Source organism: Microcoleus sp. w1-18aA5 (genome assembly GCF_036701705.1).
Classification (GTDB): Bacteria; Cyanobacteriota; Cyanobacteriia; order Cyanobacteriales; family Microcoleaceae; genus Microcoleus.
In genome coordinates this window covers 70644-78833 of record NZ_JAUPTE010000023.1, presented here as the reverse complement: position 1 = coordinate 78833, position 8190 = coordinate 70644, and the positions used below count along the sequence as shown (strand labels likewise).

The following is an 8190-nucleotide window of genomic DNA, read 5'->3' as shown; positions in this document are numbered from 1 at the left end:
GGGACATTTTGACCTGAACCCTCAGTGAGATTAATCTGTTATTCTATCAGGCCTTACACTAGAATGAAATAGCCCTGTTCGTAAGACAAATCCGCTTCTCGCTTCACCCTTCCAGTTTCACTTTCGAGCGTCACCGAGCCAGTTGGCGTAAAGTCAATCCCTGCATATTCCAAATAGAGATCCACCAGCATTGAAATCCGCTGTTTGGCAGTTTCGTGTTTTCTTCCAGGCATACGTCTAATCTCTAGTACCCCATCTAAAAACGACAGCCTCACCCCCGGACGCGAGAGCAATTGTTCAACAACCTTAAACTCTCTCCAACTCAACTCGTCAATTAAGATAGGTTCATCGAGCCCTTCTAACTTTTCTAAAGTTGTCGTCATCCCAACCCCTCCTTACTCAATCTAAGGAATGAGAATTAAATAACTTACAATGCGTGATGGTTCTTGTGGGATGGGCGTCCCGCCCGCCCTTTCTGGACGGGCGGGACGCCCAACACCTACTCCCCACAAACTTGTGTAAATTATTTAATTCGCACTCCTAATCTTCATTATATCTGCGTTCATCAGCGCTCATCTGCCAACATCTGCGGTTGTAATCCCATCTACTGTCCCAAAGTTCCCTTGTACTCGTCCGGTACAAATTCCGTAACCACTTGGCCACCGCCACCGTCGCCTTTGACAATCACAGTTTGATTTTTCAACTCTCCCGCCGCCCTCGGCCCAGTTAAATTAAACACCGGATTTAGTTGCTTGTAAACGACATTTCCTTCGGCGTCGAAAGTCTGATTAGTTAAATACCATGTTACGCGATCGGTATTTAATTGAGCTTGACGTTTTTCCCCAATTCCTACCACATTCCCAGTCAAATAAAAGATTTTTTTCTCTAAATCTCCCCGCCCCGTATCCCCAGTCATCGTCACCTTTTCCACGCGGTGAAAAACCTTCACAGGCCCAGGCGATACCACAGATTGCGCGGGAAAATTCCAACTCATCAAACTGCTTTCTATTTGCAGCGGCGGGTCTGATGGCATCAATTGAGCGTTTTTTGTCAGCGTCGCAATCTTGGTTTTTAAGTCTACATCTACTTGGTCGGCAAAACCGCTGTCTGTTACTATTTTATCTTTGTATCTGTCAATTTGAGTCGGTTGGTCGCTGTTTACCTTTTGTTGCTCCACAAACCACACTAAGTGCTCGGTTCGCAATTGCAAAACCGGATCTTTAACCTTCGCCACTACAGATCCGAATAACTCCATCCTCTTAGCCCTACTGAAAACCCGCGCTTCCTTCGCTGAAGCAGTTACCTGTTTGTTCTCTCCAGTCAAATTGTTACGGACAACTAGAACATCTTCTTTCGGCCGCCACTCCAACTCATTTCCGCGCAAAACTACTCCATTTTTTAGGTCTGTAGCGACTATGTTACCTTTGAGAAAAACCTGATTTCCTTCCTGAAATACCTGCCCGGTCTCTCCCTGAATGTCGTAAATTTCTTTGCCGTCCTGAAACAATTTGCCCACAGGTTTCTGAACGTTAACTATCTTTTTGTCTTTGCTGTAAACGGCATTTTGCGAGTTTACTTTCCAGAACGTCTCGCCCTTTTCGTTTGCTTGTTCTAGAGTTACTTTGTTTAAAGTTAAAGTGCTGTTTGACTCTTGAGCAGTTTGGAGATCCTCAGCTAATTTATTCTTTTGAGTCTCTTGCGGAACCGCACAAGCGTTAATCCCCAAAATCAGTGCGACTAAAAATAGCAGCCTCAATTTTGGGGATTTGAGATTGGGATTTGGGGATGTGAGATTAATCATTGGGAATTGGGAATTGGTAATCGTTAATTTGTAATTGATAATTTGGTAGTGAAAAACACTTAATCAAAAATTAAAAATGTCTTATGCTTTCTCTAAATTTTTAACTTCTAATTCTCCAGAATTCAACCCATTAACCATCACCTATTAACCCTTACCAATTACCCCTTACCAAATCCCTATCTGTCGTCGTGTTCCTCCATCAAGCTCAGACCCGATAAAGGGCGGTAAGCATAATTAGGGCGCGATGTTTTTTGGATGTCGTCCTTAATCATTTCCAAATCGATATAGCGATCGGCTACATTAATCAAACTGTCACTCGTCATCGATCGCAAACTCACCACTTCAACCCGCACGCCGCGATAGCTCACAGCGTCTACAGCATAAGCCAAATCGCCGTCACCGCTGACCAGAACCGCCGTGTCGTAAGACCCCACTAAAGCCATCATATCCACAGCGATTTCTACATCCAAATTCGCCTTCTTAGAACCATCTGGCAACTGTACCAAATCCTTAGAAATCACGCGGTAGCCGTTGCGGCGCATCCACAGCAAAAACCCCTGCTGTTTCTCGTTAGTGCGATCGACACCCGTGTAGAAGAAAGAGCGCAGCAGCCGTGAACCCGCAGTTAAACGGCACAGCAGCTTAGTGTAATCAATCTCAATTCCTAACTGCAAAGCCGCGTAAAAAAGGTTAGAACCGTCAATAAAAATTGCTACTCGACCGCGATTTTCTAGAACCTGTTCCGGCGTAAAAAGGTCGTTGCTTTCTATTCTATTCAACATGATTGTTATGCCTCAATTTTTATGAAAGATTGGTAAGGAAATAACTGCTAATTCGTAGTCTGTCATAACACCCAGAGCGCTGGCTGCCAACTATGAAGGTACTGTTTACAGCAGTTCGAGCCGCTTAAAAACAGGTTGGGGTTCCCCCAGAGTTTGGTTTGCAGGCAAAGCGCCCCAGGCAGCATGAGCTGCAAAATTCGCTAAACTGTTAACTGTAACTCGATCGTTAAAGTCAATTGAAAAACCTAGCTGCTGATAGATAGCGTTGCTGATATTCGGAATAATCGGCGATAAAAGGTAAGATGCTAGTCTAACAGATTCCAGAACAGAATATAGCACTTGTTCGACACTTTCGATCTGTCCCTGCTTGTACAAACTCCAAGGTGCTTGCACGTCAATAAACTTGTTCCCGGCTCGAACTAATGCAAGCACGGCTTCGGAAGCCTTGCTAAAAGCTAACTCTTCGTAAAAACTCGCTACTTGCTCGCCCAAATCCAGGCTCATAGCCTTGAGAAGGTTGTCGCCGTCAATATTTTCTGCCAACACCTTCGGTACGGAGCCACCGCAATATTTGCGAGCCATGTTTAGGGTACGATTAAGCAAATTTCCCAAATCATTTGCTAGCTCAGCATTCAATATATTGATAAACCGAGTTTCGTTAAAATCGCCGTCCTCTCCGAACTCAATTTCTTTGAGAAAATAGTAACGCACTGCATCAGCGCCGTATTTGTTGACCAATTCGACAGGGTTTAAAGTATTACCCTCTGTTTTCCCCATTTTTTTGCCGTCTTTGGTCAAAAACCCGTGTGCGAAGACGCGACCCGGCATCGGCAGATTTGCTGACATCAGCATTGCCGGCCAGTAAACTGCATGGAAGCGAAGAATATCTTTGCCGATCAAGTGCAAGTCAATCGGCCACCATTTAGATAAAGCATTCTCCAAAATCGGGTCGCTGTCCGGATCTAGCAAGGCGGTGACGTATCCCAGCAAAGCGTCAAACCAGACGTAGATGCTGTGACTGGGGTCAACTGGCATTGGCAGACCCCATTCGAGATTCACTCTAGAAATCGAAAAGTCTTGCAGTCCAGAGTTGACGAAACTGAGCACTTCGTTGCGTCGGCTTTCCGGCGCGATGAAGTCGGGACGTTCTGCGTACAAGGCCAGCAGTTGGTCTTGATACCGGGACAGACGGAAAAAGTAATTTTCCTCGTCGCGCCACTCAACTTCCTTGCTGGTGTGGACGGAGCACCGATTTCCCGGCAACAATTCCCGTTCATCCTTGAATTCTTCACAGGAGACGCAGTACCACCCTTGTTGCTGGTTCAAGTAGATGTCGCCGGAGTTCCAGACGCGCTGGAAAAATTCTTTGACAATGTACTCGTGACGCCGCGAAGTTGTACGGATGAAGCGATCGTACTGGATGTCGAGTTGCTCCCACAGCGCCTCAAACGCCGGAACCACTGAATCGCAGTGAGCTTGGGGCGATCGTCCCAAACTCTCGGCTGTGCGCTGAATTTTCTGTCCGTGTTCGTCCGTCCCCGTCACCAGCAAAACAGATTTGCCCCGCAGCCGCTCAAATCGGGCTAGGGCATCCGCAGCCATAGTCGTATAAGCGCTGCCAACGTGAGGTAAATCGTTTACATAATACAGAGGCGTTGTTATCGCAAAGGTATTCTTAGTTTTATCAGTCGATTTCATTGAATGTTAAAAGAAAATTCCCTAAATTTCGTTTCGATCTTAACTCAGCGGTTAAATTTTTTATGGAGTGGCAATTAAGCCAAACTTACTGCAAGTTATGTGCAGTTGTCTAACCCGGGCTATTCCCCAAAGAAATATTGCTTTCATCTCCACACTAATCTTTTTTAGTTGTTTTTGACAAACTCTCTAAAATGTCTTAATATTTTGACATTCTGCTACCTTGGGAAGCGACGAGCGCGAGGTTCGCGCCTCCTCAATTTATTTGTCGCAGCCGCTATCCCTAGAGCGAGCGATCGCCCACCAGGATTGCAACATAACTCATCAGTTCGGCTGCTAAACCTGCCATTTGACTAACACTCCGCGACCACTTTCTGTAAATGCGCGATCGCTCGCCATCGCAATCTTTTTCTCCCAATCGCCGGAAAGTCGCTTCCCCCTAACTTCTGCCACTTTCCTAGCGGCTCATGGACGGAGAAACAGGGTTGTTTACGAAACTCTCTTGTCAAGCGCGAAGCTTTAGTTTCTTACCCCAAAAAGAGTATCAAACCTACATTCTGCACCCTCAACTGTCACTATCGGTTTTTACTTATTTTGATCCACCAATAAAACTATAAATCATACTATAATACCGTATATTGACGGATAAATCACTTTTTAAAGGCATAATTTGTTACTCTGAAGATATAGTTTTCTGCGTAATTATGCTTATAAGACCCCAGGGTGTGGAATGTAGGATAAAAGCCTAGGTTTTTTGTCACCAAACCCTGTTTTTAAAGGTTGTGAGTACATTTACAGACAATAAAACCCCAAGCCAGTTAAGCTTAGGGCTATCAAATTAGGGTGCATCTAACAAGGGATGATCCGAGCGCCCTCGATCGCCATCAGGAAAACTAACTCGATTTCCGCCAATAGCTTCGGACAAATAATCGGCCGCAGCTTCCACCACCGCGATCGCATTTTCGTAAACCATCCGCGTCGGCCCCAAAACCCCAACACTACCCACCGGCACTGATCCCCGGCGGTAAGTCGAAGAAATCAGAGTACAGCCACGAATTGGTTCCAAGGAATTTTCCGAGCCAATACGCACCGTTACCCGCTTCCCTGGCGTGTCCAACTCCGGCGATTCAAAAATCAAAGGCCACAGCAGTTCCTGCTCTTGTTCGAGCAATTGCACCAGGGTTTGAACTTGCTGCAACTGCGAAAACTCAGGCAAGCGCAGCGCTTCTGCCAGACCGCCGATCAGAATCCGCGTGTAGGTTGGATGGCTTTGGCGGCTGCTCAAAGCAGTCAGCATGGTTCCCATCCACTCAGCGTACAGCTCAAATTCCCGGTCTAACTCGCTCCAGTCTACAGCCGAGAGTTCCGAGAGCGATCGTCCCCGCAACTTGGTGTTCAAAAAATTTGACAAAATCTGCAATTCGCGATCGACGATTTCGACATCAGGCGTGTTACCTTCTGCGTCCCTCGGCAACTGCACCAAAACCGACTGAGTTTCGTAGGCATCCGTCACCACGATCAGCATCACCTTTCCCGGCTCTAGCTGCACCAGTTGCAAGTGGCGCAAGCAAGCCATATTGGTTTGCGGTATGGTGATCATTGCTATGTAACCGCTGATAGTTGCCAGGATTTGAGCAGCGCCACGGAGTGCCGCGTCCATGCGACCATCCGACCAATTGAGTTGGTCTAGTACCTGTTCCACCTTGCGCGCCAGCGTATCAGACGGCTGAATCAACTGGTCTACGTAAATTCGGTAGCCGGAGTCAGAGGGGACTCGTCCTGCCGAAGTGTGGGGCTGATAAAGCAGTCCAGCTTTTTCAAGAGTCCCCATCGCATTGCGAATGGTAGCTGGGCTGACGCTGAGGTTGAATTCGTCAGCCAAAGCTTTTGAGCCAACGGGTTCCGCTGTAGCTATGTAGTGGCGAACCGTTGCCCAAAGGATGTATTGTTGCCGATCGGTGAGGTTAACGCGCACAGATATTTAAGCAGAATTAGAATTTAGAGTTGAAAGCCACTATTTAATTGAAACGTCTGTCCGAAGAGGGCGATCGGGCAGACTTATCTATTTAACATAACAGATTTTAGATTAAGGAAGAAGTCAGTTGTTATTGGTTATTGGTTATTGGTTATTGATTATTTGTAAGTTTTAATGCCCCATGCCCCATGCCCCATGCCATCTAATCATGTTCTTTCAGAATATTTTGCAGATAACTAGCCACTGCATCCGGCTGTTCCACCATTGCCAAATGGCCACAATCGGGAAGCTGAAGGACATTCTCGCCACAACCTTGGAACATCCAGTGAAAGCTAGCCAAATGCAGCACGTATTTTGGTTCCATAATTTTGTCTTTAGTACCGGCAATAAAATAAACAGGTTGTTTGAGTTGGGAGACAATTTGTGGCAATAGGTGAATCTCCGCTTCTGTGGTGGAATCCAACAAAGCCCCCAAAGCTGCCTCTGGATGAGCTGCCACGAAATCTATTAAGCGCTGCCGTCCCCAGGATCTGCCGATCGAGCGGGCTACAGAATCGCGGGCAAATACGTAATCTGCTAAGGGCAAGCGAGGTAGCCAGCCGGGACGCATTGTCACTAGCTGCTTGCCGACCGCTCGAAACCGCTCGAATTCTTCCTTAAGATAGATGCCGCCCCCTGCATTGATGCAGACAACGCCTTTAACGCGCTCGGAGAATTTGCTGGCTCCCCATAGAGCGATCGTACCGCCCAGAGAGTGTCCCACCAGCCAAGCAGAAGATATATCGAGTTTTTCGAGTAAAATTTCCAAATCGCGAGCGTAAGCTACGGGAGTGTAGCAGGAATTTAGCGGTTCGGAACATGGGCGAGCGTCGCCGGAGTCCGATTGAGAGTCGCCAAACCCCCGCAAATCGTAGGTAAGGCACTGATAGTTTGGTGCCAAGCGATCGGTCAAAGGTTGCCAGTAGCGACGGCTTAACAGCCAGCCGTGGACAAATACCAGAACCGGGGAAGTTGCAGTCGGAGCCGTCAAATCGTAAGCGTGCCGAACCCCTAGGATGTCGATGGTTGCCATAATTTTATCCTATCCCGAAATCAACACAGAGGTATCAGTAGTTCGATCGGGCGATCGGCTTGGTTTAACTTTCTCCACACTAAGGTTTTGACCAAAAACCAGGTGTTCACGCCTAGTCAGTGGTATCCCTAAAATCGCTCGCCTAGCAATCTTTGTCGCACCCCCTCAGCGATTTTCTGCCCCAGATACTCAGGAATTAAACTTTCATTGGGTCCCAACAAGTAGAGAATCAGGCGAGTTCGCCCCCGCCAAACCAACAAATTAGCATTTACTACCAACAAATCCTCTTGCCATATGGCATACATAACTTTGTAAAAAAGTCCAGGTTGATTATCTGCTTCAATCAGCAAAGCTGGCAAGTGGAAAACCGGATCGACGTAGAATTCAGTTGCCACATCTTCCAAACCCGCGTCTAAATTAAATTCCACCGCCAACATCTCTTCAACCTCAAAATGTCCCGCCAATGCCTCTCGAACGGCTCTACAGACATTTTCTGCTGTTTTATCTGCCAGTACCTTGCCACCGCGAGATACTACCAATTTGATAAATACCAGCATGGGCGGGTAAATTTGACCGTACAAACTCAGACTGTGAATTGTCAGTCCGTAGGCCGCGAGCACTCCAAAAATATCGCTCAGTAGAAAAGACTGGTTCCGGTAAGCAAAATGCAGCGCACTTTTATTACCTTCGGCTCGGATTTCGATGACTGCTTGCCGAGTTTTGTAAAGTTGGTAAGCTAATTTGAGGTTTTGCAGTTGGATTTCACTGCTGACAAATTGCTCATAAAACTGCGGAAACGCTCGGTTAAAGCGCTTGAGAAGTTCTAGTGTAGATGGTTTTAAACCCGAAGCCATAATTGAGGAGA

At 46.8% G+C, this 8190-nt stretch carries 8 protein-coding genes; all 8 read right to left on the bottom strand.

Annotated features, from left to right (window positions below; translation table 11 throughout):
* Positions 1 to 53 precede the first annotated feature (53 nt).
* Positions 54 to 383, bottom strand: a complete 330-nt coding sequence (locus tag Q5691_RS11255) for a hypothetical protein (protein ID WP_333344869.1) — start codon at positions 381 to 383, stop codon at positions 54 to 56.
* Between the two features lie 221 nt (positions 384 to 604).
* Positions 605 to 1801, bottom strand: a complete 1197-nt coding sequence (lptC, locus tag Q5691_RS11250) for an LPS export ABC transporter periplasmic protein LptC (protein WP_333210646.1) — start codon at positions 1799 to 1801, stop codon at positions 605 to 607.
* A gap of 176 nt (positions 1802 to 1977) precedes the next feature.
* On the bottom strand, positions 1978 to 2583 hold the full coding sequence (locus tag Q5691_RS11245) for a LabA-like NYN domain-containing protein (RefSeq protein WP_006631885.1): 606 nt from the start codon (positions 2581 to 2583) through the stop codon (positions 1978 to 1980).
* 105 nt (positions 2584 to 2688) lie between these two features.
* Positions 2689 to 4281, bottom strand: coding sequence for a methionine--tRNA ligase (gene metG / locus Q5691_RS11240; protein ID WP_333210648.1), 1593 nt, complete (start codon positions 4279 to 4281; stop codon positions 2689 to 2691).
* A 280-nt stretch (positions 4282 to 4561) separates the two neighbouring features.
* Positions 4562 to 4696 (bottom strand): hypothetical protein, encoded by a 135-nt coding sequence (locus tag Q5691_RS11235; protein ID WP_333210650.1) that lies wholly within the window; start codon positions 4694 to 4696, stop codon positions 4562 to 4564.
* 420 nt (positions 4697 to 5116) lie between these two features.
* Positions 5117 to 6259, bottom strand: a complete 1143-nt coding sequence (hrcA, locus tag Q5691_RS11230; RefSeq protein ID WP_445304765.1) for a heat-inducible transcriptional repressor HrcA — start codon at positions 6257 to 6259, stop codon at positions 5117 to 5119.
* 196 nt (positions 6260 to 6455) lie between these two features.
* Positions 6456 to 7325, bottom strand: coding sequence for an alpha/beta hydrolase (locus Q5691_RS11225; RefSeq protein ID WP_333344866.1), 870 nt, complete (start codon positions 7323 to 7325; stop codon positions 6456 to 6458).
* A 128-nt stretch (positions 7326 to 7453) separates the two neighbouring features.
* A complete protein-coding gene (locus Q5691_RS11220; RefSeq protein WP_006631881.1) occupies positions 7454 to 8179 on the bottom strand; it encodes a hypothetical protein in 726 nt (241 codons plus the stop codon).
* Positions 8180 to 8190 lie beyond the last annotated feature (11 nt).